27 protein-coding genes and 1 tRNA gene are annotated in these 26,006 nt (G+C 65.7%); 6 read left to right on the top strand and 22 right to left on the bottom strand.

Annotated features, from left to right (window positions below; all coding sequences use genetic code 11):
• Window positions 1-15 precede the first annotated feature (15 nt).
• Window positions 16-726, bottom strand: a complete 711-nt coding sequence (locus F4036_07125) for an SDR family oxidoreductase (GenBank protein ID MYK37508.1) — start codon at window positions 724-726, stop codon at window positions 16-18.
• An 88-nt stretch (window positions 727-814) separates the two neighbouring features.
• On the opposite strand from F4036_07125, the gene F4036_07120 reads away from it, so the two are divergent.
• The 4 genes from F4036_07120 (at window position 815) to F4036_07105 (ending at window position 5,197) form a co-directional block, all read left to right on the top strand.
• On the top strand, window positions 815-1,207 hold the full coding sequence (locus F4036_07120) for a RidA family protein (protein MYK37507.1): 393 nt from the start codon (window positions 815-817) through the stop codon (window positions 1,205-1,207).
• Window positions 1,208-1,232: 25 nt separating this feature from the next.
• On the top strand, window positions 1,233-2,696 hold the full coding sequence (locus F4036_07115; GenBank protein ID MYK37506.1) for an NADH:flavin oxidoreductase: 1,464 nt from the start codon (window positions 1,233-1,235) through the stop codon (window positions 2,694-2,696).
• Between the two features lie 95 nt (window positions 2,697-2,791).
• On the top strand, window positions 2,792-3,871 hold the full coding sequence (locus F4036_07110; protein MYK37505.1) for a homoserine O-succinyltransferase: 1,080 nt from the start codon (window positions 2,792-2,794) through the stop codon (window positions 3,869-3,871).
• 54 nt (window positions 3,872-3,925) lie between these two features.
• Window positions 3,926-5,197 carry an O-acetylhomoserine aminocarboxypropyltransferase/cysteine synthase gene (locus F4036_07105; GenBank protein ID MYK37504.1) on the top strand — a complete coding sequence of 424 codons (1,272 nt, stop codon included), beginning with the start codon at window positions 3,926-3,928 and terminating at the stop codon, window positions 5,195-5,197.
• Between the two features lie 59 nt (window positions 5,198-5,256).
• Here F4036_07105 and tsaB read toward each other — a convergent pair whose 3' ends face one another.
• The 7 genes from tsaB to F4036_07070 all read right to left on the bottom strand — a co-directional run bounded on the left by tsaB (window position 5,257) and on the right by F4036_07070 (window position 12,933).
• The gene (gene tsaB, locus F4036_07100) at window positions 5,257-6,015 is read right to left on the bottom strand and encodes a tRNA (adenosine(37)-N6)-threonylcarbamoyltransferase complex dimerization subunit type 1 TsaB (protein MYK37503.1); all 759 of its coding nucleotides are present in this window, start codon (window positions 6,013-6,015) and stop codon (window positions 5,257-5,259) included.
• Complete coding sequence (locus tag F4036_07095; protein MYK37502.1) at window positions 6,012-8,072, bottom strand: ATP-dependent DNA helicase; 2,061 nt, start codon at window positions 8,070-8,072, stop codon at window positions 6,012-6,014. The genes tsaB and F4036_07095 overlap by 4 nt, the downstream gene beginning before the upstream one ends.
• A gap of 156 nt (window positions 8,073-8,228) precedes the next feature.
• Entirely contained in the window at window positions 8,229-9,635 is a 1,407-nt protein-coding gene (dnaB, locus tag F4036_07090; GenBank protein MYK37501.1) for a replicative DNA helicase, read from the bottom strand.
• Complete coding sequence (rplI, locus tag F4036_07085; GenBank protein MYK37500.1) at window positions 9,628-10,320, bottom strand: 50S ribosomal protein L9; 693 nt, start codon at window positions 10,318-10,320, stop codon at window positions 9,628-9,630. The genes dnaB and rplI overlap by 8 nt, the downstream gene beginning before the upstream one ends.
• 7 nt (window positions 10,321-10,327) lie before the next feature.
• The gene (gene rpsR / locus F4036_07080) at window positions 10,328-10,555 is read right to left on the bottom strand and encodes a 30S ribosomal protein S18 (protein ID MYK37499.1); all 228 of its coding nucleotides are present in this window, start codon (window positions 10,553-10,555) and stop codon (window positions 10,328-10,330) included.
• A complete protein-coding gene (gene rpsF, locus F4036_07075) occupies window positions 10,552-11,337 on the bottom strand; it encodes a 30S ribosomal protein S6 (GenBank protein MYK37498.1) in 786 nt (261 codons plus the stop codon). The genes rpsR and rpsF overlap by 4 nt, the downstream gene beginning before the upstream one ends.
• Window positions 11,338-11,439: 102 nt before the next feature.
• Window positions 11,440-12,933 (bottom strand): VacB/RNase II family 3'-5' exoribonuclease, encoded by a 1,494-nt coding sequence (locus F4036_07070; GenBank protein MYK37497.1) that lies wholly within the window; start codon window positions 12,931-12,933, stop codon window positions 11,440-11,442.
• 120 nt (window positions 12,934-13,053) lie between these two features.
• Here F4036_07070 and F4036_07065 point away from each other — a divergent pair.
• Window positions 13,054-13,140 (top strand) — tRNA-Leu (locus tag F4036_07065).
• Window positions 13,141-13,148: 8 nt separating this feature from the next.
• The gene (gene paaI, locus F4036_07060; GenBank protein MYK37496.1) at window positions 13,149-13,577 is read left to right on the top strand and encodes a hydroxyphenylacetyl-CoA thioesterase PaaI; all 429 of its coding nucleotides are present in this window, start codon (window positions 13,149-13,151) and stop codon (window positions 13,575-13,577) included.
• Window positions 13,578-13,587: 10 nt separating this feature from the next.
• Here the strand turns inward: paaI and F4036_07055 are convergent, their stop codons facing one another.
• The 14 genes from F4036_07055 to F4036_06990 form a co-directional block, all read right to left on the bottom strand.
• Complete coding sequence (locus F4036_07055) at window positions 13,588-14,901, bottom strand: adenylosuccinate synthase (protein MYK37495.1); 1,314 nt, start codon at window positions 14,899-14,901, stop codon at window positions 13,588-13,590.
• A gap of 71 nt (window positions 14,902-14,972) precedes the next feature.
• Window positions 14,973-15,842 (bottom strand): protease modulator HflC, encoded by an 870-nt coding sequence (hflC, locus tag F4036_07050; GenBank protein ID MYK37494.1) that lies wholly within the window; start codon window positions 15,840-15,842, stop codon window positions 14,973-14,975.
• Complete coding sequence (gene hflK, locus F4036_07045; protein ID MYK37493.1) at window positions 15,839-16,933, bottom strand: FtsH protease activity modulator HflK; 1,095 nt, start codon at window positions 16,931-16,933, stop codon at window positions 15,839-15,841. The genes hflC and hflK overlap by 4 nt, the downstream gene beginning before the upstream one ends.
• 35 nt (window positions 16,934-16,968) lie before the next feature.
• Entirely contained in the window at window positions 16,969-18,213 is a 1,245-nt protein-coding gene (hflX, locus tag F4036_07040; protein MYK37492.1) for a GTPase HflX, read from the bottom strand.
• Window positions 18,214-18,225: 12 nt separating this feature from the next.
• Window positions 18,226-18,465: an RNA chaperone Hfq gene (gene hfq / locus F4036_07035; GenBank protein MYK37491.1), complete on the bottom strand. Its 240-nt coding sequence runs from the start codon at window positions 18,463-18,465 to the stop codon at window positions 18,226-18,228.
• Between the two features lie 168 nt (window positions 18,466-18,633).
• Window positions 18,634-19,677 (bottom strand): tRNA (adenosine(37)-N6)-dimethylallyltransferase MiaA, encoded by a 1,044-nt coding sequence (gene miaA / locus F4036_07030; protein MYK37490.1) that lies wholly within the window; start codon window positions 19,675-19,677, stop codon window positions 18,634-18,636.
• Window positions 19,602-21,401, bottom strand: a complete 1,800-nt coding sequence (mutL, locus tag F4036_07025; protein MYK37489.1) for a DNA mismatch repair endonuclease MutL — start codon at window positions 21,399-21,401, stop codon at window positions 19,602-19,604. The genes miaA and mutL overlap by 76 nt, the downstream gene beginning before the upstream one ends.
• A complete protein-coding gene (gene recO / locus F4036_07020; protein ID MYK37488.1) occupies window positions 21,398-22,126 on the bottom strand; it encodes a DNA repair protein RecO in 729 nt (242 codons plus the stop codon). The genes mutL and recO overlap by 4 nt, the downstream gene beginning before the upstream one ends.
• Entirely contained in the window at window positions 22,123-22,992 is an 870-nt protein-coding gene (locus F4036_07015) for a GTPase Era (GenBank protein ID MYK37487.1), read from the bottom strand. Before F4036_07015 ends, recO begins: the two co-directional genes overlap by 4 nt.
• Complete coding sequence (gene rnc / locus F4036_07010) at window positions 22,989-23,672, bottom strand: ribonuclease III (protein ID MYK37486.1); 684 nt, start codon at window positions 23,670-23,672, stop codon at window positions 22,989-22,991. Before rnc ends, F4036_07015 begins: the two co-directional genes overlap by 4 nt.
• Entirely contained in the window at window positions 23,669-24,439 is a 771-nt protein-coding gene (gene lepB, locus F4036_07005) for a signal peptidase I (protein ID MYK37485.1), read from the bottom strand. Before lepB ends, rnc begins: the two co-directional genes overlap by 4 nt.
• 37 nt (window positions 24,440-24,476) lie before the next feature.
• Window positions 24,477-24,923, bottom strand: coding sequence for a hypothetical protein (locus tag F4036_07000; protein MYK37484.1), 447 nt, complete (start codon window positions 24,921-24,923; stop codon window positions 24,477-24,479).
• On the bottom strand, window positions 24,898-25,134 hold the full coding sequence (locus F4036_06995; GenBank protein MYK37483.1) for a succinate dehydrogenase assembly factor 2: 237 nt from the start codon (window positions 25,132-25,134) through the stop codon (window positions 24,898-24,900). Before F4036_06995 ends, F4036_07000 begins: the two co-directional genes overlap by 26 nt.
• Before the next feature lie 10 nt (window positions 25,135-25,144).
• Complete coding sequence (locus F4036_06990; GenBank protein MYK37482.1) at window positions 25,145-25,942, bottom strand: succinate dehydrogenase iron-sulfur subunit; 798 nt, start codon at window positions 25,940-25,942, stop codon at window positions 25,145-25,147.
• Window positions 25,943-26,006: the final 64 nt, after the last annotated feature.

Raw genomic sequence — 26,006 nt, 5'->3', positions numbered from 1 at the left:
TCCCTCCTGCCTTTGTCAATAGGCCAATGGATTCCCGGGCGATTCGATGAACCTGCCGCTTTCCTCCAGCGTCAGGCGGGCGACCAGCCCGCGGAAATCGCGGATCGCGGGCGTCAGTTCCAGCTTCGCGAATTCGCCGCCCATGCGGGTCTTCACCCATCCGGGGCAGATGCTCACGACGGTGATGCCGCGGTCGGCCAGGTCCCCGGAAAGCAGACGCGTGACCATGTTCAGCGCGGCCTTGCTGCTGCGGTAGGCGTAGAGGTCGCGCTGCGCCCGGCTGATCGAGCCCTCGATGGACGAAAGCGCGACAAACTTGCGCTGCTCGCTACGAGCGATGTGCTCCACGAAGGACTCGGCGCATTTCAGCGGGGCGAGCGCGTTGACGGTCAGGACATCGCGCACGATCCCGTAATCGATGTGCCCGAACGATTGCCTGAGATCGGACTCCGCGCCGGGCTTGGGTCCGAACAGGCCGGCGTTGCTCAGGAACACGTCGATCGTTTCGTCGTGCAGATCTTCCGCCAGCGCCGCGATGGCGTCGAAGTCCGAAACGTCCAGCCTGAAGGCCTGCACATTGTCCTGCTGCGCCAGCTCCAGCAATTCGCCCGCCACGTCCGGATTGCGGTAGGTGGCCAGCACCCGCCATCCGTCAGCCGCATACTGCCGCGCGAACTCCAGGCCCAATCCGCGATTGGCGCCGGTGACCATTACGGTTGACGACATCTGTTTCTCCCAACCCGCCTTCCGGGAGTCGAATCGTACACCTGCAAGCCGATTTCCGGAAACCCGGGCCGCTGATAAAGTACCGCTAATGAGCGAGATCCTGCAACCGCCCGGCTGGCCGCGCCCCAAAGGCTACTCCAACGGAGTCTCGGCACGGGGCAGGCTGGTCTTCACGGCCGGCCAGATCGGCTGGGACACCCACGGCAATTTTTCCGACACGCTGGCGGGTCAGGTGGAACTGGCGCTCGGGAACGTCACGGCGGTGCTGGCCGAGGCCGGCGCCGGACCGGAACACCTGGTCAGGCTTACCTGGTTCATTACCGACCGGCAGGCGTACCTGGACGCGCAGTCCGAGATCGGCGCGGCCTACCGGAGGGTGCTGGGCGGGCACTACCCGGCCATGAGCCTGGTTGAGGTTTCAGCGTTGGTCGAATCGAAAGCGCTGGTGGAGATCGAAGCCACCGCCGTGATCCCGGACTAGCCGGCGAGGGAGAAACCCCGTGGCAATGTGGCGTCCGGCCGAGCGCATCAAGTATGTGGCCGAACCCGGACGCTGGCCGACCCGCGAGGAAGCGCGTCAGTCACGCTTGTTTCAGCCGCTCGCGTTGGGGCGCAACGGCCAGTGCCGGCTTAACGAACGCACCTGGGTACCGGCGATGGTGCCCTGGCGCGCCACCGAAGACGGCATTGTCACGCCCGACATTCTCGACTGGTACCGGCGCTTCGCGGAGGGACGCCCCGGAGCCATCGTGGTCGAGGCTACGGGCATCCGCGACATCCCCTCGGGACCGCTGCTGCGGATCGGCCACGACCGGTTTTTGCCCGGGCTGCGCACACTGACCGAGACCGTTCGAAAAGCCAGCGGCGGTTACACGCGCCTGTTCATACAGGTCATCGACTTCCTTAGCATACGCAGGCGCCCCAAGCGCGAAAGATACCTAAAAGAATATCTTAAGATAACGTCTCATCATATTGATATATTAAGATTATCAGAATCCACTCCGGAGGCGGATATCCGTGCCGCCCTGGTCGAAATGTCCGATGAGGAGCTCATCGAGGTGCTGGACGAGCGCGAATGGGAAGCGCTGCAATACGGCGCACGCGAGCGCGTTACCGACACGGAACTGCCGCACATCCGCGACCTTCCCCGGAAGCTTCCCGGCCTGTTTGCGGACGCGGCCGAGCGGGCAAGCGAGGCCGGCTTCGACGGCGTCGAACTGCACTATGCGCACGCTTACACGATGGCCTCTTTTCTGTCCTCGATCAACACCCGCGACGACGGTTACGGCGGCGGCATGGAAGGCCGGGTGCGCCTGCCCGTTGAAGTGCTCCAGGCCGTGCGACGCCGTGTGGGCGACGACTACGTCGTTGGCTGTCGGATGCTTACCGAGGACTGCCTGAACGGCGGCATGGAAACCGATGAGGCCGCATTTTTCGCCGGCCGCCTGGCGGCGCAGGGAATGGACTTCATCTCGCTGTCGCGCGGGGGCAAGTTCGAGGACGCCAAACAACCGAAGGTCGGCTGGGCCGCCTACCCCTACACCGGACCCAGCGGCTACGAATGCATGCCTTCGTACTACTCCGACGCGAAGGGGCCGTTCGGCCGCAATCTTCAGCCGGCGGGACAGGTGCGCGCCGCGATACGGGCGGCGGGTCTGGACACGCCCACGGTCGCGGTCGGCGGCCTGCACAATTTCGAGCAGGCCGAGAAGGTGCTGGCCGACGGCGAAGGCGATATCGCCGGCCTGGCCCGCCAGGCGCTGGCGGATCCCGACTGGTTCGATAAGGTCCGCTCAGGCCGCGGCGATGAAGTGCGGCTGTGCCTCTACACCAACTACTGCGAGGCGCTCGACCAGCGCCACCGCCAGGTCACCTGCGAACTGTGGGACCGCGAAAACCTGCAGGAAAAGGAAATCGCCATGTCGAGGGACGGAAAGCGCCGGCTGGTCGCCCCCCGCTGGAAGAAATAGAACGGCATCGCATCGTTTCGACAGGCCCTCCATCCTTGACCTGAAATCATTCGGGCCTATACTCACCGGCCCCGCATCGTTACCTCGTGGCCGACATGCCCCTCGTGGCGCACAACAATCTGCCCTCTTTCGACAGGCTGCGCGAGCAGGGCTACGACGTGCTGTCCGCCGGGAGCAGCCTCTCCCTGGCCCCGCGCGAACTGCATGTCGGGGTGCTGAACATGATGCCGGACGCCGCGCTGGAGAGTACCGAGCGGCAATTCCTGCGCCTGATCGCCAACTGCAGTCAGGCCGTGCAGTTTCACGCGCACTTCTTTTCCGTCGGATGCCTGCCGCGCAGCGGCGCCGCGCAAGCGCATATCGCCGAACACTACACAGCCTTCGAGCGTTTACGCGAGGAGCCGCTGGACGCATTGATCATATCCGGCGCCAACGTAAGCGAACCCGCCCTGGACAGGGAGCCGTTCTGGAACCCGCTCCGGGAGATCATCGACTGGGCGCAGGAGAACGTGCAGAGCATCCTCTGCTCCTGCCTGGCGACCCACGCGCTGGTAAAGCAGTTCTACGGCATCGATCGTCGCCCGCTGAACCGCAAGAAGTGGGGCGTTTACAGCCACCGCGCCACCGACCGCCGCCACCCTTTGCTGCAGGGGATCAATACGCGCTTTGACGTACCGCATTCCCGCTTCAACGAGATTACGCGCGAACAGTTCGAATCCAAGGGCCTGCACGTTCTTGCGGAGAGCGATGAGGCCGGCGTGCATCTGGCCGTAAGCCCCGATCACTCCCGGCTCGTGTTCTTTCAGGGCCACCCGGAGTACGACCACAACAGCCTGTTGAAAGAATACAAGCGCGAAATTCTTCGCTATCTCGCTGGTGAGACCGGCGAGCGTCCGCCCTACCCGGACAACTACTTTTCCTCCCATGCCGCGGAACTCGTGGAGTCTTTCCTGGACCAGGCAACCCGCGCCAGGGCGCGAGGCGATTCGGCGCCCGCGTTTCCCGAGGGAGGAATGGAGCCGCACCTCGACAACACATGGGGTGACACCGGCAAGGCCCTGTTCAGCAACTGGATAGGGCTGGTGTGCCGCTTGGCTCATTCGGAACGCTGTATGCCCTTCATGCAGGGAGTCGACCGCAAGGTCGCTTTCGGCATGCGGGACTGCGCGTCCTGATCTTTCTCCAAACCCCACCCCCCAACTACAACTGCAACCACAAGGAGCGCTTCAATGCGACAGGAAACTATTGCGATTCACGGCGGCTACGAGCCCGACCCCACCACCAAGGCCATCGCCGTGCCCATCTACCAGACCGTGGCCTACGAATTCGACAACGCCCAGCATGGCGCGGACCTGTTCAACCTGGCCGTGCCGGGGAACATCTACACCCGCATCATGAACCCGACCAACGACGTGCTGGAAAAGCGCCTGGCGGCCATGGAGGGCGGCGTCGCGGCGCTGGCCGTGAGTTCCGGAAGCGCGGCCATCAACTACTCGATCCTGAACATCGCCGAAGCGGGCGACAACATCGTTTCGGTGCCGTTGCTTTACGGCGGCACCTACACGCTGTTCACGCACATGCTTCCGAAGCAGGGCATCGACGTCCGGCTGGCCGAGGACGACAGTCCCGCCGCGCTGGAACGGCTTATCGACGAGAAGACTGTCGCGGTGTTCGCGGAAACGATCGGCAATCCCGCCAGCAACATCGCGGACATCGAAGCGATCGCGGAAATAGCTCACGGCCATGGCGTCCCGCTGATCGTCGACAGCACGGTCACGCCGCCGCCCCTGCTCAAGCCGTTCGAGTTCGGCGCCGATATCGTGGTCCACTCGCTCACCAAGTACATCGGCGGCCACGGCAACTCCATGGGCGGCGCAATCATTGACAGCGGCAACTTTTCATGGACGGACCATGCCGACCGCTACCCCGGACTGACCCGGCCCGAACCCTCCTATCACGGCGTCGTCTACAGCGAAGCCCTGGGGCCGGAAGCCTATATCGGCCGCGCCCGTACCGTGCCACTGCGGAATACGGGATCGGCCCTGAGTCCGCTGAATGCCTTTCTGATCCTTCAAGGCGTCGAAACGCTGTCACTGCGCCTGGAGCGGCACATCGACAATGCCTTCGCCGTGGCCAACTACCTCAAGGAACACCCGCGGGTGGAGTGGGTCCACTACGCGGGCCTCCCGGAGTCACCGTACTATGACCTTGCGCAGAAGTACACGAACGGGCGCCCATCGGCCCTGCTGAGTTTCGGCGTGAAGGGCGGCTTCGAGGCCGGCGTGAAGTTCTACGACTCGCTCAAGCTGTTCCGGCGGCTGGTCAATATCGGCGACGCCAAGTCGCTGGCCGCGCATCCCGCCTCGACCACGCACCGGCAACTCAGCGACGAAGAGCAGGCGGGAGCCGGCGTGACGCCCGACATGATCCGGCTGTGCGTCGGAATCGAGCACATTGACGACATTCTCGAAGACCTGGACCAGGCCCTGGCGGCAAGTTGATCAAGGGGGTTGGCGCTTGGGGGCAGGCAGGCCCGCCGCAGCGGCGGGCCGAAAGCCCCTCAACCTTCCGCGTCCCCGAGCGCGCCCCGCAGATACACGGGCCGGGCGTCCTCCGGGCGCAGCAGGCGGCCGTCGGCGTATTCCCGCTTGGCGAGGCGAAGCACGGCGCGGGCGCAGGGAGCGGCGCCGTCCGCGACCCCGGCTATCCGGCCTGCGTTCGCAGCCTGCAGGGCCTCGTCCTCGGACCAGACCTTGCCGGCGGCGATGAAACGCGCGGTCCCCGGGACGCGGAACCGGGCCGCATCGGCGAGCCAGTCGTCGGCGTCGGCCGTTACCAGGCCTGATTCGCCGAGCCGGTACCAGCCAAGGTAGACCTGGTCCCGACCCGCCGGCAGCGCGGGCGCAATCCATGTGCCTGCCGGTGCGCGATCCTCCCCGGGAGAGAGGGCACCGCCCTCTCGGCCGTCCCGCCCTCCAGGAGGCCTGGGACGGCCTCCGTCCCAGGCCTCCTGAGCCAGGGCGGCGAGGCTGGAAACCGCGCACAAGCGGATTCCCAGTCCGGTCGCCAGACCCTGGGCCGCGGCCGCCGCCACGCGCAGCCCCGTGAATGCGCCCGGGCCGCGCCCGAAGGCGATGCAATCGAGGCCCTCAAGCGAGAGACCGACCTGGCCCAGCACCTCATCCATCGTTTCATACAGGACGGCCGCGAGCCTTGCGCCGCCGGGCAAATGTGTCTCGAAATGCCGGTCACCGTAGCAGGCGGCAATCGACGGCGGGCGCACGCCGGTCTCCAGCGCCAGGCAGCGAAAACCGCTCATGCCGCTTCCCGGCGATGCTCGCCGGCAACGCGGGCCATGAAACGCAGGGCTTCGCCGGGGTCGCGGGTCAGCGGCATCGGCGGCAGGCTGGCCAGAAAGCGGTGGCCGTAGCCCCTGGTCAGCAGGCGCTGATCGCAGATCATCACGACGCCCTTGTCGCTCTCGCCGCGCACCAGCCTGCCCACGCCCTGTTTCAGCGCAAGCACCGCCTCGGGTAGCGATATCTCGTTGAAGGGATCGCCGCCGCGCGCCCGGACGGCGTGCTGACGGGCCCGGTAAACGGGGTTTACGGGCGCCTCGAACGGCAGGCGGTCTATGACCACGAGTATCAGGTCGCTACCGCGCACGTCCACGCCCTGCCAGAAGCTCCGGGTGCCCAGGAGGATGCAATCCTTGCGGCTCCTGAATTCCTCCAGCAGCAGGCTGCGCGGCCTGCCCGCGCCCTGGGCGACGAACCGGTCCTTCCATGCGGGATCATCGCCGAGCATTTCCCGCGCCTCGTCCAGCGCCCGGTAACTGGTAAACAGAAAAAACGCTCTTCCGCCGGCAGCGGAGGCCACCGGCAGGGCCGCCTCCAGAACTGCCTTGGTGAACCCCTCCGCCGTGCGTCCCGGCACCGGAACTTCCTGCGGAACATACAGCAGGGTGTTGCGCCGATAGTCGTACGGGCTTGACACCAGCAGTTCGCGCGCGTCCTCGAATCCCAGGCGCCGCGCGAAATGCGAGAAATCGCCATCGATGCTCAGCGTCGCCGAGGAAAAGATCCACGACGCCTCGGCCTCGGCCACCAGGCGCTGGAATTCCCCGGCGATTTCCACCGGGGTCAGATTCAGACTGACCTGGCTGCGCGTGGTGCGGATCCAGCCGGCGCGGAGGTTCCCCGGCACGGCCGGGTCTGCGTCGAAATCGGCGTCCGGGTACGCGTGGTCCGCATATTCGAACTCCTGGTCCCGGCGCAATTCATCGAGGGCTCCGCACATGGTTTCGAGGCGTTCGCGCATGTCCCGCAGGCCAACGGTGGCGAGAACCAGGGCATCCTCCTCCTCTTCGGCGACGTCCTCGCAACACTCGATCAACTGCTCCATCGAGAAATCAAGCATCTCGATTTCGCGGCGGAGCATTTCCGGCGCCCAGTCGCTCTCTCCCGGATCCCGCGGGCAGGCCAGACGAAGGTCGCGCACGGCATTGCGCAGCGCATCGTGCTCCTCCTCCACTTCCGCCCAGACGCCCGCGGCAAGCGCCTCGCGCTGGACGTCCCTCAAGGCATCCAGGATCTGTCCGGTGCCCAGGCTCACCGCAAGGCTCTCCCGCGCCACCTCCGGCAATGCGTGGGCTTCGTCCACAACCAGGCAGTCGAACTTCGGCAGCAACCCGTCCGCGCCAGCCGCCTTGAGTAGCAGATCGGCCATCAGCACATGGTGATTCACCACCACGATCCGTGCCTGCATGGCCTGTTCACGGGCCCGAAAAACGTGGCAGGACTCGAAATCCGGACATTCCTTGCCGAGACAGTTCTCGCGCGTAGAGGTAACCCTTCTCAGGATCGGGGCGTTCTCCGGCACTTCTTCGCACCGGGCCAGGTCCCCCGACACGGTGTGCGCGGCCCAGGCCCGGACGCTTTCCAGGTTAACGCGTTCCCTGCCGTCAAGTTCGCCCGGCTTTTCGGCGGCCAGGGCGAGACGGTAGCGGCACAGGTAGTTGGCGCGGCCCTTCAGCATGCGCACCTTCACCGGCCGTCCCAACGCCTCGCCCACCTGCGGGAGGTCGCGCAGGAACAATTGGTCCTGCAGATTGCGCGAGTGTGTGGAAATGACGGCGCGGCGACCGGCGAGCAAGGCCGGAACGAGATAGGCCAGGGTTTTCCCGGCGCCCGGTCCGGCCTCGGCGATCAGGCAACCGCCGTCGGCCAGCGTTTCGGCCACGGCAAGCGCCATCTCGCGTTGACCTTCGCGCGCGACAAAACCCTCGATTACGGACGAAAGCGGTCCGTCCGGAGCGAGAGCTTCCAGCACCCGATCGGCCGTATTACTGATTTCGCCCTCCCCTGCCTGAGGCAACTTGCGATGTTCGCTGGCGTTGCTGTGCGGCCCTTCCGGGAGTATGTGAGCCAGGGATGGCGGAACCAAGCTCCATGGATGAATTGATGCGTCTCCAGGAAGGGCCGCATAGCAGCGCCAGCGCGCCGCCGCTTTAGGGCCCGATGTTAACGGGCCCTAATACTCGACGGAAGGAGCCGGTGGCAACTCTTCCTCGGCGTCGCCGGGCTGCAGGTCGCGAAAGCGCATGCAGGCGCTTTCGAAGTACACCTCGCATTCGCCGGTGGGCCCATTGCGCTGCTTGGCCACGTGCAGCACACGCTTGTTGACATGGTAGAGATCCTGTTTCTCCTGACTCTCCGGCAATGTAACAAAGGCAACGACATCGGCATCCTGCTCGATGGCCCCGGAATCGCGCAGGTCGGAAAGCTGCACGCGCCGGTCCGGTCGTCGCTCCACCTCGCGGTTCAACTGCGACAGGACCACGACGGGCACGTCCAGTTCGCGCGCCAGGGCCTTGAGGGACTTGGAAATGGCGCCAAGCTCTATGGCCCGGTTGACGTCGCGCCGTTCGGACGGCGACGCGTCGATCAGTTGCAGGTAGTCCACCAGGACCAGGCCCAGCCTGCGCCCTGCGCGCGACTCGGAACGCGATACCCGCCGGGCCCTCGAGCGGATCCGGTCGGGAGTCAGCAACTGGGAATCGTCGATCAGAAGCGGCGCTTCCTTCAGCATGTTCAGTGCGCTGTTGACCTTGCTCCAGTTACGCCCGATCTTCCCTATGCGAAGATCGGCATGGTCGATTTCCCCCAGCGAGGATAGCAGCCGCAGCGCGATCTGCTTCTTGGGCATCTCAAGGCTGAACAGCAGGGCCGATACGGGCTTCTGGCTCAACACGGCCGATTGCGCAATCGTCAGGGCCAGGGACGTCTTGCCCAGTGACGGACGCCCGGCCAGTATGACCAGGTCGCCGTTCTGAAGCCCGGCCGTAAGGTTGTCGAAGTCGGTCAGCCCGGTGGCCACGCCGGTCACCGCCTCGCCGCTTTTCTCCCGCTCGCGTAGCCAGTTGACCAGTTCGGCGCGAAACGCCTCGCCCATGCCCAGGTCGTCGAGGTCGCCCTTGTAGCTCTGCTCGTTGATCCGGAAAATTTCCTGCTCGGCTTCCTCCAGAAGTTCCTCGGCTTCCCGACCGCCGGTCTTCAGCACCCGCCCGGTAATCCGCCTCCCCGCCCGCGCCAGCTGGCGCAGTATCGACATGTCGCGAACGATCCGGGCGTAGGTCTCGACGTTGGCCGCGCTGGGCGTGCCGAGCAGCAGATTCCCTACATATCCGGCGCCGCCGGCATCGTCCAGCTGTTCGCGCGAGCGGAGATGCTCGCAGACGGTCAGGTTGTCGCAGTGCTTGCCGCCGTTGATGAGATCGCTTATCGCGCCGAAAATCAGGCGGTGGTCGTCACGGGAGAAATCGCCGCCCGCCAGCAGGTCCGCCACCTCGTCCCAGGACTCGTTATCCAGCATCAGGCCGCCAAGCAGGGCGCGCTCGGCGTCAACCGAAGAGGGAAGAAGATCGCCGTTCTCAGCCATCTCCGGTGGAATCCGCGGCCTGATCCTGCGGCTCGGTCCCGGCAGTGTCCTCAATCGCCTCTTCGCCCGCCGGTTCCGGTTCCAGACCTTCTCCGGCAGTTTCCGCGGCCGCGTCCCCGTCCGTCGGCAACATCTCTTCCGCTTCCTCGTCCCCGTCCGTCGGCAACATCTCTTCCGCTTCCTCGTCCTCGTCCGCCGGCAATGGCTCGGCCCCCGGCAAAACCTCGGTCTCGCCGGCCTGTCCGACCACGCGGATCGTGGCCTCCTGCTGCACGTCGGCATGCAGCTTCAGAGTAACGTGGTGCTCGCCCAGCTCCTTGATCGGGCCCTCGGGCATCTGCACTTCCGAACGCGACACTTCCACGCCGGCTTCCTCGAAACCGGCGGAAATCTCCGCCGGGCCCACCGAACCGTACAGCTTGCCCACCGGGCCGGCGTTGGCGATGATGGTGAGCGGCAGCACTGCCTGCACCTGCACCGCCCGCGCCGTGGTGGCGGCCATGCGTTCCCTTTCCATTGCCATCAACTCGGCGCGTCGTTCTTCGAACGCGGCGATCTGCTCTTCGGTGGCGGGCGCCGCCTTGCCCTGCGGCAGCAGGTAGTTGCGCCCGTAGCCCGCGCGCACGTCCACGATGTCCCCGATACCGCCGAGGCTCTCGACACTTTCCAGGAGAATGATCCGCATGACGGCTCTACTTCTGCTGGTCAGTGTAAGGCAGCAGGGCGAGATAGCGGGCCCGCTTCACGGCCAGCGCGAGCTGCCTCTGATATTTCGCTGAGGTTCCGGTGGTGCGGGCCGGAATGATCTTGCCCGTCTCGGTAACGAACTGCCGAAGCAGTCCCACGTCCTTGTAGTCGATCTCCTTTATGCCCTCGGCCGTGAACTTGCAGTAGCGGCGGCGGCGGTTGTAGCGGTTCATTCCTTCTCCTCCTTCGGGTCCTCGTCGTCCCCGGCGGCGACATCGGCGGCCGGCGCATCGCTTTCCCCGGATTCGTCCCCGGTCTGATCGTCCGTTTCCGCGGCGGGCTCATCCGCGGAAGTATCCGTCGCCTCCTCCTCTGCAGCCTCAGGGTCTTCCGCGGCCTGATCGTCTTCCGCGGCCTGATCGTCTTCTGCCGCCTCGGCCGGCTTTTCCGCCGCTTCAGCGGGCTCGTCCGACGATTCCGGCGTCACATCGGCGGCCGGCTCAGCCCCGTCCGTCCCGGCGGCCTCGGCTTCCGGGGCCGCGTCGGCCTCGGACGCGTCTTCGGAGGCAGGCGCGTCTTCAGACGCTGCCTTCGCCTTGTCATCCGACTCGCCGGCTTCCTCGCGCTTGCCGCGCCGTCCGTGGGCGAGTTCCTTGTCGTACGGAAACTCGCGGCTCTCCCGCGCCGCTTCCTTCTCGGCCGCCCTCGCCAGAACCGATTTGTCGGTGACCGCCTCTTCGCGGCGCACGACCAGGTGGCGCAGGACCGCGTCGCTGAAGTGCAACGCGCCCACCAGCTCGTCCAGGGTGTCCTGCCCGCACTCCACGTTCAGCAGCATGTAGTGCGCCTTCTGCACCTTGGCGATGGGATAGGCCAGCATGCGCCTTCCCAGGTCCTCGTTGCGATGGACCTGGCCCTGGCCGCCTTCGATGATTCCCACGTAACGATCCATCATTACGCGGGCCCGCTCACTCTGATCCGGATGGATCAGAAGCATGATTTCGTAGTGTCGCAATGGAACTCCTCAATGGTCTTCGGCCGCCCGCCGGCGCGGTGCGGCTAAGGAGAAAACGCAGGCCGAAGCCTGCAGCGTGGGGGAGGGATTATACGGGAACCATCAACCGGCGAGCAGGTCCAGATCCAGGTGCCCCCGGTCTTCGTCCACTCGGGCAACGCGCACGAGCACCTGCTGACCCAGGGTAAAGCCGTGCAGGCCCTGTCCACCCCTCCGGTCGCGGGCGCGGCGGCGGCCGTGCCGGGCCGGGAGGCGCCAACGCGGGATCAGTCCTTTCATGCCGACCTCCGGCACCTGCACGAAAAGTCCCTTGCCGCTTGCATGCGACACGATGGCGTCAAGGGTGTCGCCCAGGCAGCCGGACAGATAGCGCAGCTTGTAGGCCTTTACGGCCGTCCGCATTGCCTTCTCCGCCAGGCGTTCCTTTTCGGAACAATCCGAGCCCGTTCGAGCCAGCTCGTTGCCGCGCAGCGGCGCTGTCTCGCCCCGGCCGCCGTCGATCAGGTGCTTGATCGCACGGTGCGCCAGCAGATCGGGGTAGCGGCGAATCGGCGAGGTGAAGTGCGCATAGGACTTCAGCGCCAGGCCGTAGTGGCCGATATTGGCCGGCTGGTAACAGGCCTGCTGCATGCACTTGAGCGTAGCCACTGCGATCGCTTCGTACGCGGGTTGGCCTCGAAGCGCCCGCAACGCCCGGCTGATCTCATCGGGATTGCGCGCGGCCGCCTCGGAGAGCGGATGTCCGGCGCCGGCGTAAAGGTGGCGGAGCTCTTCGAAACCATCAGCGTCGGGCGGAGAGTGCACGCGGTACAGCGCGGGCATCCGCGCCCGTCCCAGGAATCGTGCGGTGGCGACATTGGCGGTGATCATCAGTTCCTCGATCACCCTGTGGGCGTTGTAACGCTCGGCCTGCTCCATCGCACGCACTTCTCCGTCCGGTCCCAGGCGCACGCGGGTTTCCGGCAGGTCCACTTCCAGCGCACCGCGGCGGCGGCGGCCAACGGCCAGCACGCGCCAGACCGCGTAGAGCCGTTCCACCGCTTCCAGCAGCGCGCCCAGCTCGCGGCGAGCCTTCGTGTCGCCTGCCTCGATCGCACCGTGCACGCCCGAATACGTGAGCCTGGCGGCCGACCGCATGACGGCGCGGAAGAACCGCCAGGACTTGACATGTCCGCGGGCGTCCAGACGCATTTCGCAGGCCAGGCAAAGGCGGTCCACGCCGGGCTTGAGGGAACACAGATCGTTGGAAAGCACTTCGGGAAGCATCGGCAGCACCGAGCCCGGGAAATACACCGACACTCCGCGCCGGGCGGCCTCCCGGTCCAGCGGATCCGCCGGACGCACGTAGTGCGATACGTCCGCGATCGCCACTATGACGCGCCAGCCGGAGCCCGCGGGCTCGGCGAAAACTGCGTCGTCGAAATCGCGGGCGTTGGCGCCGTCGATGGTCACCAGCGGCAGCTCCCGCAGGTCTTCCCGCTCACCGGCGGAAGGAGGACGCGCGGCGATTCTGCCTGCATGCCCGCGAACGCGGTCGGGCCAGAACGCCCGAAGCCCGGTCTCAGAGATTACGAGTTGTTCGATCGCGGTCGGCATGTTCGTAATGTGGGGGAATCATTGACATATGGAGCGGTAAAACGCAAAATCCCGGCCTGTTCCAGGCGCCTTGGCGCCCCGGCGTCAGCTAACCGCGCCGGGCTCGCAAGGCAACATCGTGCCGAGGTGGCGGAATTGGCAGACGCGCTGGCTTCAGGTGCCAGTGGGGGCAACCCCGTGGAGGTTCGAGTCCTCTTCTCGGCACCAATCCACAGATGAGCAAGACCGAACTTGAAGTGGCGCAGGCCACTGCCCGGCTCATGTGGGCCAATGAGCGCGCATCGAAGGAAATGGGCCTGGAACTCGGAGAAGTGACGCCGGGCGAGGCCTCCGTGCACCTCACCGTCAGGCCCGGCATGCTCAACAGCCACGGCGTGTGCCATGGCGGATTCATATTCGCCATGGCCGACACGGCCTTCGCCTTCGCCTGCAACAGCCTGAACCGGCGGGCGGTGACCATGCACTGCTCGATCTCCTTCATCGACAGGGTCGCGGCGGGAGCCCGACTCAGCGCGCATGCGTCCGCCCGCGCCGTCTATGGTCGCAACGGCATCTTCGACGTGACCGTAACGGATGATCAAGGCGCGAAGGTAGCGGAGTTTCGGGGCTACAGCCGAACGATCGGCGGCGAGTGGGTCGAATAAGCCGCGATTGTCAGGAATCGAAGGGATGACGGCGCACGATCGTTTCCTCGCGCGCCGGTCCGGTTGACACAATGCAGGCCTCCAGGCCCACCAGGGCTTCCAGCTTCTCAATATAGGCGCGCGCGCCGTTGGGGAGGTCTTCCCAGCGGGCGACGCCGCGTGTGCTTCCGCTCCATCCGTCCATCTGCTCGTAGCAGGGTTTGCACTCCGCGTACCGGCTCATGAGCGTCGGGCGCGTATCGATCGCTCCTCCGTCCGTTCGGTATCCGGTGCAGATCCGAAGCGGATGCACTCCGTCGAGCACGTCCAGCTTGGTGATGCAAAGACTGCCGATCGAACCCCTCTGTGCGGCCGAGCGCACCGCCACGGCGTCGAACCAGCCGCAACGGCGCGCGCGTCCGGTGGTCGCGCCCCATTCCGCACCCTCGCGGGCCAGGCGTTCGCCCACCTCGTCGTGCAGTTCGGTAGGAAAAGGTCCTTCGCCCACCCGTGTCGTGTAGGCCTTTACGACACCCACGACCTCCCTGAGTTGCGCAATATGGGCGCCGGAACCGGCCAGGGCCCCGGCAGCCACGGTGCTCGAGGAAGTCACGTACGGATAAGTACCGTGGTCGATGTCCAGCATCACGCCCTGGGCGCCTTCGAAGAGTACCGCCTTAGCCTCGGCGTTCAGCCTTTCGAGACGGCCGGCAACATCAACAACCAGGGGGCGCAGTTCCTCCGCCAGCGCCAGCCATTCCTCCGCTACGCGGTCCGCGTCCACCGGCTCCACCTCGTAGTAGTTTTCCAGCATGAAATTGTGCAGGTCCAGGGCTGCTCCCAGCCGCCGCCGGAACGCGTCTGGAGCAAACAATTCGCCGACGCGAACCGCCCGGCGCGCCGCCTTGTCCTCGTATGCCGGACCGATCCCGCGGCCGGTCGTCCCTATCCGCCCCCGGCCGGCATGTCGTTCGCGCGCCTGGTCCAGCGCCATGTGCGAGGGAAGAATCAGCGGGCAGTCCGGACTCACGAACAGCCGGCCGGCCGGGTCCACGCCACGCTCCCTGATCGACGCAAGCTCCTTGAAGAGCTGCGGCAGATACAGCGCCACGCCGTTCCCGATCAGGCATTCCACGCGGGGGTTCAGGATGCCGCTGGGCAGCAGATGCAGCACCAGCGTGTCACCACCGTGAATGACCGTGTGCCCGGCGTTATGGCCTCCCTGAAAGCGAACGACAGCGTCGCATCGCCCGGCAATCAGGTCCACCACCTTGCCCTTGCCCTCATCGCCCCATTGGGCACCGATCAGGACAACGCCGCGGGCAGAGTTTGAGGCATCAGACATAGATTGCGAGTCCGAGGGCAGGACGCCGCGAGGGACATGCCCTCGCTCCCGGGGGACGGCGGAAGGCGGGGCTATTCCTGGCTTTCCGACTCGTTCAGATACCGGAAGAAATCGCTTTCGCTGTCCAGCACCAGCAGGTCGCCGCCGTTGCCGAAGGAATTGCGGTACGCGTTGATGCTGCGGTAGAAAGAATAGAACTCCCGGTCCTTGTTGTAGGCGCCGGCGTAAGTCTCGGCCGCCTTCGCGTCACCCTCACCCCGAAGGATTTCCGCATCGCGGTAGGCCTCGGCCAGAATTACCGTGCGTTGCCGGTCGGCGTCGGCGCGAATCTGCTCGGCCGTCTCGGCCCCCTCGGCGCGCAACTCCGAGGCCACGCGGGCCCGCTCCTGGCGCATCCGCTGAAACACGGACTCGCTGACCTCATCGCGGAACTCGATGCGCTTTACGCGCACGTCCACGACATCGATCCCCAGCGTCGCGGCGGCGTTGCGCGCGTTGTTCAGCATGTCGAACATGAGTTCCCGGCGTTCCGCCGAAACCACTTCCGGTACCGTGCGCTTGGCAAACTCGGCGCGGATGTCGTCCTTGATGATTTCCAGCAAACGCTGCTGGGCGCGAAGCTCGTTGCCGCCGTCGTTGGAGGTGTAGTACCTGCCGATGTCCACGATGCGCCACTTGACGAAGAAGTCCACCAGCAGGTTCTTCTTCTCCGCGGTCAGAAAAGCTTCCTGCGGGTTGTTGATCGTAAGAATCCTGTCCGGGTAAAACTCGACGTTATTGACGATCGGCAGTTTGAAATACAACCCGGCATCGGCATAGGTCTGAACGATCTCGCCGAACCGGAACCGCACCGCGTGCTCGCGTTCGTCCACCACGAACAGGCTGCTGTTCACGAGGAGGACGGCCAGCACCGCCAAAGGAAACAAGGCCTTGAATTTCATGATCCCGAACCTCCCCTGCGCATGCGCGCGTCTTCCATTTCCGTAACCGTGGGTTCCTGCTCGGGCAAAGTGCCGGTCTGCTGTCCCGAACTTCCACGCTTCATCAACTGGTCGACCGGCAGATACAGCAGATTGCCGCTGCCCTCGGCCTCCAGCAGGACCTTGTTGGCGCCGCCGTAGAACGCCTCCAGCGCCTCAATGTAAAGGCGCTCCCGGGTCACTTCCGGCGCTTTCAGGTATTCCGCCAGCAGCTTCTCGAAGCGCTGCGCCTCACCCTCGGCGTCGGCAATGACGCGGGCCTTGTAGGCTTCCGCGTCCTGCAAGCGCCGGGCCCTTTCACCGCGAGCCCTGGGGACAACGTCGTTGGCGTAGGCCTGGGCCTCGAAGGCCAGCCGCTCCTTGTCCTCGCGCGCCTTGATGGCGTCCTGCACCGCCGCTTCCACCTGCTGCGGATAGTTGGCGTCGCGCAGGTTCACCTGGGTCACGCCGATGCCCGTGCGGTAGTCGTCCAGCGTATTCTGTATCAGGTCCTCGGTGCGCTGGGCGATATCGCTGCGCCCTTCGCCCAGGATGTAATCCATCTGGTTCTTGCCGATGATTTCGCGGATGGCGCTTTCGCTCACCTCGCCGATCGTTTCTTCCGGATCGCGCACGTTGAACAGGAAATCTTCCGGATCGCTGCGCTGGTACTGAACCACCAGGTCCACGACCACGATGTTCTCGTCGGCAGTCAGCATGCGGGTCTGCTGGCTGAAGTTGTCGACCGCCGAGACGTTCACCTTTTCCACGGATTCGATCGGCCAGGGCATGTGCCAGCGCAGGCCGGCGCCCGTGGTCCGGGCATGTTCGCCGAACAGCAGCACAACCGCCCGCTCGGCTTCGTCCACGCGGTAGAGGCCGGTAAAGGCCCAAATTGCCACCAGGATTCCAAGTGCCCAACTCAGCGTCTGCCGAAAAGACCGCTTGCCTCCGCCGCCGAGTCCGCCGAAGAGCTTTTTCAGCGTATCGCGGACGACGTCTTCCAGGTCGGGTTGCTGGCGGCCGCCCCGATTCCATGAACCGTTACCACCGCCCGGTTCGTTCCAAGCCATATCAGATTTTCCGTGTTGTGCTCGTCAATAAGCGCCTAGGCCGCACCGATGTCCTCGCGGCTGGCCAGTTTTTCGTAAGCTCGGCTAGTCATTTCCAAGTCCAGTGTCCAACCTCCGCCGGGCAACAGTCGTTCGCGGAGTACGCGGCCGCGGCGATAGAGCAATGCCCGGAGCCTTCCCTGACCTGCGCTTAGCCGTACCGTGCGGCGCAGCCGCCCCGCCGACAAACGCTGTGCAACCTTTGCAAGCAACTCTTCAACACCGGCGCCGCAGAGCGCCGAGATCCAGGCCGCGCCGCAGTCGCCATCGACCGCTTGCAACCCTCCGGGAATTATATCCGCCTTATTGAATACGCGAAGCAGCGGCGTGTCGCCCGCTCCGATTTCTTCCAGCACCCTTTCCACTTCGTCGATCCGCTCCACCTGGTCGGAGGCGGAAGCGTCTATCACGTGCAGGATCAGATCGGCGGAGGCGATCTCCTCCAGCGTGGAATTGAACGCCGCGATCAGCTCGTGCGGCAGGTCGCGGATAAAGCCCACCGTGTCGGAAAGCAAGACTTCCTGACCGTGCGGGAGCGCAATCCGGCGTATCGTGGGATCGAGGGTATCGAAGGGCCGGTCATGGGCGGTTACAGAGGCGCCGGCCAGTCGGTTGAAGAGTGTCGATTTGCCGACGTTGGTGTATCCGGCCAGGGAAACGAGCGCGGAGTCGGATCGCCTGCGGCGGGCCCTTCCCAGGCGCCGACGCGCCATGACGCCGTCGAGCTGTGTTTCCAGGCGCCGGATCCGCTGGGACACCAGGCGGCGGTCGGTCTCAAGCTGGGTTTCGCCGGGGCCGCGCAGTCCGATACCGCCCTTTTGCCGCTCAAGGTGGGTCCAGCCGCCCACGAGGCGCGTTGACAGGTGCCTGAGCTGGGCCAGTTCCACCTGCAGCTTGCCTTCCCGGCTGCGCGCCCGCAACGCGAAAATGTCGAGTATCAGGCTGGTGCGGTCCACAACGCGGCAGTTCAGCGCGCGCTCAAGGTTGCGCTCCTGCGAAGGACTCAGCGCGAAGTCCACGACCAGCAGCGCAGGCGCGAATTCCGCGCAACGGGTCCGGAGTTCTTCCAGCTTGCCGCTGCGGATCAGGGTGCGCGGATCGGGTCGGCGCAGTTGCGCGGTAACGGTGTCCGCGACCCGGGCGCCTGCCGATGCGGCCAGCGATTCGAATTCCAGCCTTCGGGCGTCATCGCCCGAGGGCACCAGCAGGACGGCCCGCTGGTCAGGCAGGTTCTCGATCAAACGACCAAGGCCCTACGCCTTCTCCTCGCGCAGAATGCTGTCCAGATCCTGCTGGCGAACGGGGACGATGGCGGATATGGCGTGCTTGTACACGATCTGGCTAACGCCATTGTGCAGCAGGATCACGAACATATCAAAGCCTCCAATCACGCCCTTGAGCTTGATTCCATTGACCAGGAACACGTAAACGCGCGCCCGGCTTCGGCGAAGTGCGTTCAGGAACCGGTTCTGCAGGTCTTGGCGGGTTTCCATGGGAGACTCCTTGGCGGACTCCCGACGCCCGGCTCGCGAGCCGCGGCCTTCGGGGCATTGTTTTGCGGATCAAGGCAAGAATGAAGCAAGACCAGCGCTGCGCCAATGTCGAAATTCGGCGGTTTTGACGAGTTTTTCCGCATCGCGCCATCGGTGCCCGGATGCCTCTCATTTGCAATCCTCTCCAGGCGCGGCCAGACCCTCGCGAATACGCCAATGCGAGTGGATTTCCTCCTCCAGTCTCGCGGCGCATCGGGGAATTCCCTCGAAAAGGCGGACGATGTCCCGCTCGGCCCGCAACCAGGTCAATTGCCGCCTTCCCAGCGCCTTGGTGGCCCGGATTCCGCGCACTTTGGCCTCGTCCAGCGAGAACTGCCCGTCGAGATGTTCCAGCAACTGCCGGTAGCCGGCAATCCGCGCGGCCGGCAGGCCGGGATCGATTCCGAGCGCATGCAAGGCCCGCACTTCATCCAGCCAGCCCCTCTTCATCATGTCGTCGAAACGCTCCTCGATACGCCGGCGCCATGCGCCGCGGTCTTCGGGAATCAGCGCGAATTTCAGATAACCCGGCGGCGCTGCTCCGGAGGCGTCAAGCCAGAGTTCGCTGATCGGCCGCCCCGTCAACCGCAACACTTCCAGCGCCCGCTCGATGCGGGCGCCGTCGTTGGGCGAAATGCGGGCGGCAGCCGCGGGGTCAAGCTGCCTGAGCTGCTCATGCAGGGCCGGCCAGCCCTCCCGCCCGGCGCGCGCCTGAATCGCCTTTCGCAGCGCGGCGTCGGCGCCTGGCAAATCCGCAAGTCCCTGCTCCAGCGCCCGGAAATACAGCATCGTACCGCCCACCAGCACCGGCACCTGACCGAGTTCCCGCGCCCGCGCGATCTCCCGGCGGGCATCCTCCGCAAACCGCGCCGCGGAATAGCGCTCGTGCGGAGAGCACAGGTCTGTCAGGTAATGCGGAGCAATGCGCCGCTCCTCCGGCCCGGGCTTGGCCGTGCCGATATCCAGCCCCCGGTACACGCAGGCCGAGTCCACGCTGATCACCCTGAGCGGCAGCCGCTTCGCCAAATCCACGACGAGCCGCGTCTTGCCCACGCAAGTGGGCCCCTTCAGGAGCACCGCCTCCACCCGCTCTCCCGCTACTGGCCGCGCAGGAAGATGCGGTCCAGTTCCTGGATGCGGAAGGCCCGCCAGGTCGGCCGTCCGTGATTGCACTGGTCGGCGCGCGGCGTCTTCTCCATGTCGCGCAGCAACGCATTCATTTCCTCCAGCGTGAGCCGCCGATTGGCCCGCACCGAAGTGTGGCAGGCCATCGTCGCGAGGATATGGTGAATCCGCCCCGTCAACTCTTCGGCCGAGTCCTCGGTCCCGGCTTCCTGCCGCGCCTGCGCTCCCGAAAGCAGGTCTCGCAGCATGGCCTCCGCGTCGCCGCCGGCCAACAGCGCCGGGACTTCCCGAACCGCCAGCGTCTCCGGACCCACCTGGTCCACCACGAATCCCAGCCTTTTCCAGGTTTCGCGCTGCCGCGTGGCCGTGTCCATGTCGTCGCGGCCGACCCGCAGGCGGACCGGTTCCAGCAGGAGCTGCGAGCCCAGACCCTGGTCGTCGAGCTGGGCCTTCATCCGCTCGTAGACCACCCGCTCGTGGGCCGCGTGCGCGTCCACGATGATCAGGCCTTCGCTGTTCTCGGCCAGGATGTAGATACCCGCCAGTTGGGCCAGCGCGAATCCCAGGGGCGGCATTTCCCCCTCGGATGCCCCGGCCAGGGGTTCACGCACGGGCGCGTGTGCCTGGCCGTGACTCAGGGGGAGCGGCGAGGCGCCCAGCAGCGTAGCGAGCGCACCGGCGCCGCCCGGTCCTCCGCCAACGCGTTCCGCCGGACCGCGAAAGCCGGCTCCGCCTCGTCCATCCTCCAGCGCCACGTCCCCGCTCGCTTCGCCGGGCCGGGTGCCCGCCAGAACGGCTTCCAGCGTACGCCGGACCACGTCATGGACCTTGCGCCCTTCGCGAAAGCGAACTTCGAGCTTGGACGGATGCGCATTGACATCCACCAGCGCGGGATCCATTTCCAGGTACAGGAGCCACGCCGGGTGGCGGCCGTGAAACATCACGTCCTCATAAGCCTGACGCACGGCGTGTGCCACCGTGCGATCGAAAATTCCCCGCCCGTTCAGGAACAGGTGCTGCATGTCGCCCTGGCTGCGGGAGTATTTCGGGCGCGCCAGCCATCCGCGCAGGTGTATGTCCTGGCGACGTTCTTCGAAGTACAGGGCGTTTTCGATGAACTGCGGCCCCAAAAGCTTCGCAATCCGCTCCTCCTCCTGCTCGCGGGTTTGCGCGGGCGGAAGGTCGTAGCTCAGGCGGCCGTCCTTTTCGTAACGCACGCCGGTCGAGTAACGGCTGAGCGCCATTCGCAGCAGCGCCCGGTCGATGTGCCTCGTTTCCGTGACCGGTTTGCGCAGGAAACTGCGCCGCGCCGGCGTGTTGTAGAACAGGTCGCGCACTTCAACCGTCGTGCCTTGCGGGTGTGCCGCCGGCTGCGGCCCGGAGGTGCTGCCGCCGGAACTGCTCACTGTCCAGCCGCTGCGCTCGCCGGCAACGTGGGATGTCAGGGTGAGCCTCGCCACGGCGGCAATGCTGGGCAGCGCCTCGCCGCGGAATCCCAGCGTGGCGACGGTGCGCAGGTCTTCCAGGCTGGCGATCTTGCTGGTGGCGTGCCGGGTGAGCGCCACCGACAGCTCGTCCGCGGCGATACCCACGCCGTCATCGCGCACACGGCACAGCCGGGAACCGCCTTTCTCGATCTGCACGACGACCCGTCGCGCGCCCGCGTCCAGGCTGTTTTCCACCAGTTCCTTGACTACCGACGCCGGGCGTTCCACGACCTCCCCCGCGGCGATCTGGTTGACCAGGTGGTCCGGCAGCAGTTGTATCGTCATCGCATGGCCGCGAACACCTTGCGGGTGTTCAGCGGCTTCCCCTCCAGATAGAAATCAATCGCCGTTTTCAGGAGCCGGCGCGCCGCGCGGCGTATGTCACGGCTGCCCCAGTCCCCGCGCGCCATGCCCAGAAGCTCGGCGCCGGAAAAATTCATCGCCTCACCGGTCCGCGCGCCGTTCGGCAAGGCCTCGGCGCCTTGTTCCATACGATAGCAATAGGCTGCATTCGGGGCCAGGTCCCGACCCTCGATGTCGTGCCTGAGGTTCAGTCCGAAGCCCAGCGAAACCAACAGGTCCAGTTCGAAGCGCCGAAGGATCGGCTCCATCGGCCCGGCCGCGCACAGTTCGCCCAGCGCCTGCGAATAGTGGTCGAACAGTTCCGGATGAGGGTCTTCGCGCCGGGTAAGGCGCAGCACCAGTTCGTTCAGATACATCGCGGCAAGAAGCCTTTCCCCGGCCGGAGGGGCCAAGGCGGAATGCTGCGGCGCGCTCTCCGCAGCGGTCAGCGTTGCGAGCTCGCCCCTGCCGGTCCACGAAAGCAGCAACAGCCGAAAGGGCCGTGCGGCGAGGGCCAGTGCCGAACGCGGCCTGCGCCCGCCCCGCGCGACCAGGCCCATGCGACCGAATTCCCTTGAGAAGGCCTCCACGATCAGGCTCGTCTCGCGAAACGGACGGCAGTGAAGAACCCACGATTCGGCCAGTTCCACGCGCCGGACCGTGTTCATCGACAGTACCGCGGATTGTTGAACCAGTTCTTGCGCACCCGCACCTGGGCCCGCAAATGGAACGGGCGCTTGAAAATGCGCTGAAGTTCCATGCGCGCCTGGCGGCCCGCCGCCTTCAGCCGCAAGCCGCCGCGGCCGATCACGATGCCGCGCTGCGAGGCGCGGTTGACGCGCACCTCGAGCTCCGCGACCACCGCCCTTCCCCGCGTATCCAGGGACGTCACGGCGACATCCAGATCGTACGGGACCTCGCGATGCGTATTCAGGGTCAGTTTCTCGCGCAGCATCTCGGCGATTCGAAAGCTAAGGTCACGGTCCGTTACCGCTTCGGGCGGATACAGCGGATCGCCCTCGGGCAGATATTGCGCCACGACCTCGCCCAGACGGTCCAGGTTCTCGCCGTGCAGCGCCGAGATCGGCACGATCTCGGCGAACTCGCCTCTCTCGGCGCACTCCTTGAGAAAGGGAAAGAGCTCTTCGCGGCTCTTCAGGCGATCGATCTTGTTGACGATCAGTATGCACGTCAGGCCCGACTTCCTTATTTCCTCCAGGACCCGCTTGTCGCCCGCCAGCCACCGGCCGGCCTCGACCATCATCAGGACCACGTCGGCGCCGGCTACCGAACCCAGCGCGGCGCGGTTCATGCTGCGCGACAGCAGCCGGGAGCCGGGCGCGTGCAGCCCGGGCGTGTCCACCAACACCAGCTGCGACTCGTCCGTGTGGCGCACTCCGGTAATCGCGTGCCGGGTGGTTTGCGGCTTGCGCGTCTCGATACTGACCTTTTCTTTCAGCAGGCGGTTCAGCAGCGTGGACTTGCCCACGTTGGGCCGGCCGAGAATGGGCGCCAGCCCGGCGCGGAAACTCATGGCGACTCGCCGACGGCGGCCAGCACGGACGCCGCCGCCTCGACTTCCGACGCCTGTATCGTTCGCCCCTCGCCTTCGGCGCTAAGGGACAGTTCCGGCACCTTGCACACGGAACGGAAGGACGGCGCCTGGGGATCTTCGCGGGAACCGGCCAGCCGGTATTCCGGCGGTTTGAATCCCCGCCCCTGCAAATACTCCTGGAGCACGCTCTTGGCGTCGCGCGGCAGGTCCGCGACGGACTTCAGCCTCTGGGCAAACAGCTTTTCGAACACGGCCGCCGCCGGCTCGATGCCCCCGTCCAGCCAGACCGCGGCGAACACCGCTTCCAGCGCATCCGCCAGCATAGCTTCATGCGCCGGTCCGTCCGGCGCCAGGTCCGCGCCCTTGTAGCGCAGGTGTTTTGCAAGGTTCATTTCCCTGGCGACGGAAGCCAGCGTGGCCCGCTGCACCAGGCGCTGGCGCAACTGGGTCAGTCCGCCCTCCAGGGCTTCCCGGTGGCGCTTGTAGAGGTAATCCGAAGCGACCAGTTCCAGGACGGCATCACCGAGATACTCGAGGCGGCGGTTGTTCCATTCGTCGGCGCTGGGATGGGTCAGCGCCTGTTTCAACAATTCGGGACGGGCAAAGTCATGCCCTAGCGTACGGCCGGCCCACCGGGAAAGCTGCCGGCCGCCGGTCAATTAATCGCGTCGCCGATACGGCCCCATTCGGGCATGCTGCCAATCTCCCAATTGAACCAGATGCGCTCAGCGCGGCCTACAAGGCGATCCTCCGGAATATAGCCGACTCCCGGGTAGCGGCTGTCCCTGCTGTTGTCCCGGTTGTCTCCCATCACGAAATAATGGCCTGCGGGAACCCTGAAACTGCCTTCCCTGCTGATCCGGCCGGGCATGAAATGTACGTCATGGCTGGCCTGACCCAGAACCTCCACGGCCTTGCGCACCGAATACGGCGACGCCGGGTTCAGCGGAACCGGCTCGCTCACCTCGATGGGCTCGCCGTTGATGTGCAGCCGCTTGTTCCGATACTCGATGACATCGCCCGGCAGACCCACCATACGCTTGATGAAATTGGCCCGCGGGTCGGAGGGCAGCTTGAACACCACCACGTCTCCGCGTTTCGGCGTTCCCAACTCGACGACGGTGGTGTTGGTGACCGGCAAACGAAGTCCGTATGCGAACTTGTTGACGAAGATGAAATCGCCGATTTCAAGGGTCGGCTGCATCGAGCCCGAGGGAATGCGATAGGGTTCGTACAGGAAAGACCGGATGCACAGCACCACCAGGAGCACGGGGAGAAAAGCCGCGGCGTATTCGAAAATCTTCGCTCTGGGCGGCAAATCTCCGCCTTCCCCGGCAGCGCGCCTGGCCCGCGGCGTCAGGATGAAGCGCTCGACCGCCCACAGCACCAGCGCCAGGCCCGTAATTCCAACCAGCCAGATTTCCATAGGCCCGCGATTTTACCCGTGGAGGGGACTCGTGCCGCTATGGATTTCGCAGCCGAACCTGCAACAGCCGCCAGTCGCGTTCGCCGAGCATTGCGGGAGTCAGCCACACCCGCACCGTTGAATCCCGGCGTCGCCCGGCAGCGGCGCGCCGCAACGTAAGCCCGATCAGGCGTCGCGAGACGAATCCACGCCGGCGCAACAATTCGGCCTTGTCCATTTCGCCGGTATCCAGCACCAGTCGCCAATCGCCCGCGGGCGTAAGCCAGACGGCTTCGATTCCGGGTGCGATTGCTGCGCGCCTGGCGCGCCGCCATTCAAGCACCGCTCCCGCGCAGGCACCCAAGGCCAGGACAACGCGGAGCCAGGCCGGCAGGTCCGCGATCAGCACCGCGACAACGGCAAGCAGAAGACCGGCTGCGAGCGCCGGTACGGCCCAGACCGGCCGGGCCGATCGAATCTCAACCGTGGCGGCGAATCCGCTCAATCACGCGCGCCTGCTGCGGCGACTCGGGCGCCAGCCGCCCGGTCAGCAGGTCCTCCAGTTCCGGATCGCTGCGCTCAAGCAACGCTACGAAGCCCGCACGCTCGGCAGCGTCCGCCTGCTCGTAGCGATCGTCCAGGTAGCGCTCAAGAAGCAGGTCCAGTTCCCGCCGCCCGCGGCGGCAACGCCATCGCAGTCTGGTGTGCTCTCCCATGAGCGGTCCGTCAGGCGCGTCGCTCCAGCAGCCTTTTCTTGGTCTCCGCGATGGCCCGGGCCGGGTTGAGGTCCTTGGGGCAGGCCTCGGTGCAATTCATGATCGTGTGGCAGCGGTACAGCCTGAACGGATCTTCGAGCTCGTCCAGACGCTCGCCGGCGGCCTCGTCACGGCTGTCCTCCAGCCACCTGTAAGCGGCGAGAAGCGCGGCCGGACCCAGGTAACGGTCGCCGTTCCACCAGTAGCTGGGGCAGCTGGTTGAACAGCAGGCGCAAAGGATGCAGGCGGCCGGCGTGTTGATCCTCTCCTGGTCCTCGCGCGACTGCAGCCGCTCGCGGTCCGGCGGCGGCGGAGTCTTGGTCTTCAGCCACGGCTCGACCGATGCGTACTGGGCGTAGAAATGAGTCAGATCGGGCACCAGGTCCTTTACCACCGGCAGGTGCGGCAGCGGATAGACCGCCACGTCCCCCTTGAGATCGCTGACCGCCTGGGTGCACGCCAGAGTGTTGATTCCATTGATGTTCATGGCGCAGGAACCGCAGATGCCCTCGCGGCAGGAGCGTCGGAAGGTCAGCGTGGAATCGACCTCGTCCTTGATGTGGATCAGCGCGTCCAGCACCATCGGGGCGCAGTTGTTCATGTCCACGTCGTAAGTGTCCACGCGCGGGTTCCCGTCCGAATCCGGATCGTAGCGGTAGACCTTGAAGCGGCGGCTACGACGCTCGCCGTTGGCCTCGGAGTCCGCGGGCAGCGGGTGATGCTGTCCGCGCCTTACCCGGGAGTTCTTGGGCAGCAGGAATTGCGCCATGCGGGGATCCTGTGTGATTGAGACAGCCGGCAGGGCCGGCATCGGGAAATGTTAGCAAAATCCG

This window comes from Gammaproteobacteria bacterium (assembly GCA_009845905.1).
Classification (GTDB): domain Bacteria; phylum Pseudomonadota; class Gammaproteobacteria; order Steroidobacterales; family Foliamicaceae; genus Foliamicus.
The sequence above is the reverse complement of the archived record's forward strand: the minus strand, read 5'-3'. Positions and strand labels throughout refer to the sequence as shown.

What these genes read in the sequence shown, in the direction of transcription:
- F4036_07125 (MYK37508.1), bottom strand. Translation starts at nt 726, where the DNA reads ATGTCGTCAACCGTAATGGTCACCGGCGCCAATCGCGGATTGGGCCTG.
- F4036_07120 (MYK37507.1), top strand. Translation starts at nt 815, where the DNA reads ATGAGCGAGATCCTGCAACCGCCCGGCTGGCCGCGCCCCAAAGGCTAC.
- F4036_07115 (MYK37506.1), top strand. Translation starts at nt 1,233, where the DNA reads ATGTGGCGTCCGGCCGAGCGCATCAAGTATGTGGCCGAACCCGGACGC.
- F4036_07110 (MYK37505.1), top strand. Translation starts at nt 2,792, where the DNA reads ATGCCCCTCGTGGCGCACAACAATCTGCCCTCTTTCGACAGGCTGCGC.
- F4036_07105 (MYK37504.1), top strand. Translation starts at nt 3,926, where the DNA reads ATGCGACAGGAAACTATTGCGATTCACGGCGGCTACGAGCCCGACCCC.
- tsaB (MYK37503.1), bottom strand. Translation starts at nt 6,015, where the DNA reads ATGAGCGGTTTTCGCTGCCTGGCGCTGGAGACCGGCGTGCGCCCGCCG.
- dnaB (MYK37501.1), bottom strand. Translation starts at nt 9,635, where the DNA reads ATGGCTGAGAACGGCGATCTTCTTCCCTCTTCGGTTGACGCCGAGCGC.
- rplI (MYK37500.1), bottom strand. Translation starts at nt 10,320, where the DNA reads ATGCGGATCATTCTCCTGGAAAGTGTCGAGAGCCTCGGCGGTATCGGG.
- rpsR (MYK37499.1), bottom strand. Translation starts at nt 10,555, where the DNA reads ATGAACCGCTACAACCGCCGCCGCCGCTACTGCAAGTTCACGGCCGAG.
- F4036_07070 (MYK37497.1), bottom strand. Translation starts at nt 12,933, where the DNA reads ATGCCGACCGCGATCGAACAACTCGTAATCTCTGAGACCGGGCTTCGG.
- paaI (MYK37496.1), top strand. Translation starts at nt 13,149, where the DNA reads ATGAGCAAGACCGAACTTGAAGTGGCGCAGGCCACTGCCCGGCTCATG.
- F4036_07055 (MYK37495.1), bottom strand. Translation starts at nt 14,901, where the DNA reads ATGTCTGATGCCTCAAACTCTGCCCGCGGCGTTGTCCTGATCGGTGCC.
- hflC (MYK37494.1), bottom strand. Translation starts at nt 15,842, where the DNA reads ATGAAATTCAAGGCCTTGTTTCCTTTGGCGGTGCTGGCCGTCCTCCTC.
- hflK (MYK37493.1), bottom strand. Translation starts at nt 16,933, where the DNA reads ATGGCTTGGAACGAACCGGGCGGTGGTAACGGTTCATGGAATCGGGGC.
- hfq (MYK37491.1), bottom strand. Translation starts at nt 18,465, where the DNA reads ATGGAAACCCGCCAAGACCTGCAGAACCGGTTCCTGAACGCACTTCGC.
- mutL (MYK37489.1), bottom strand. Translation starts at nt 21,401, where the DNA reads ATGACGATACAACTGCTGCCGGACCACCTGGTCAACCAGATCGCCGCG.
- recO (MYK37488.1), bottom strand. Translation starts at nt 22,126, where the DNA reads ATGAACACGGTCCGGCGCGTGGAACTGGCCGAATCGTGGGTTCTTCAC.
- F4036_07015 (MYK37487.1), bottom strand. Translation starts at nt 22,992, where the DNA reads ATGAGTTTCCGCGCCGGGCTGGCGCCCATTCTCGGCCGGCCCAACGTG.
- lepB (MYK37485.1), bottom strand. Translation starts at nt 24,439, where the DNA reads ATGGAAATCTGGCTGGTTGGAATTACGGGCCTGGCGCTGGTGCTGTGG.
- F4036_06995 (MYK37483.1), bottom strand. Translation starts at nt 25,134, where the DNA reads ATGGGAGAGCACACCAGACTGCGATGGCGTTGCCGCCGCGGGCGGCGG.
- F4036_06990 (MYK37482.1), bottom strand. Translation starts at nt 25,942, where the DNA reads ATGGCGCAATTCCTGCTGCCCAAGAACTCCCGGGTAAGGCGCGGACAG.